Here is a 704-nt window from a genome sequence, read left to right as displayed (position 1 = left end):
AGGTTTTGTCTATGATACCGAAAGGCAAAGCCTTGCCAGAGTAGAGAACACGACCGGTAGCTTGTTATTATCGTTCGGCCGCAGGCCACCGGCAGGTTGTCTGCGGGGAATTTCGGCCCGTTGCAGTGAGCAATGGGACAACATGATGTCAGGGGACAAATTATGGCTTTTGAATTACCGCCGCTTCCGTTCGAGAAAAATGCACTGGAACCGCATATTTCTGCCGAAACGCTGGAGTATCACCACGGCAAGCACCACAACGCCTACGTGACCAAGCTGAACGACATGGTTGCCGGCACCGACAACGAAGGCAAATCCCTGGAAGAAATCATCAAGAGCGCCGAAGGCGGTCTGTTCAACCAGGCAGCCCAGGTATGGAACCACACCTTCTACTGGAACAGCCTCAGCCCCAATGGCGGCGGTGCTCCCAGTGGTGATCTGGGCGCAGCCATCGACAAGGCGTTCGGTTCTTTCGACGAGTTCAAGAACCAGTTCAATGCCAAGGCAACCGGTAACTTCGGTTCCGGCTGGACCTGGCTGGTGAAAAACAGCGATGGCAGCCTGGAAATCGTCAACACCGACGATGCGGACACCCCGATTGCCCACGGCAAGGGTCAGGCCCCGCTGTTCACCGTGGACGTGTGGGAGCACGCCTACTACGTGGACTACCGCAACGCCCGTCCCAAGTATCTGGAGTCCATCTG

Annotated in this window: 1 protein-coding gene; it reads left to right on the top strand. The window is 56.4% G+C overall.

The features are described from left to right. Positions 1 to 162: 162 nt before the first annotated feature. Positions 163 to 704: superoxide dismutase (locus A3754_RS03985; protein WP_063518895.1), on the top strand; the 542-nt coding region annotated here is incomplete at its 3' end.

The sequence above is a fragment of the Alcanivorax sp. HI0083 genome (genome assembly GCF_001635175.1).
The sequence above is the reverse complement of the archived record's forward strand: the minus strand, read 5'-3'. Positions and strand labels throughout refer to the sequence as shown.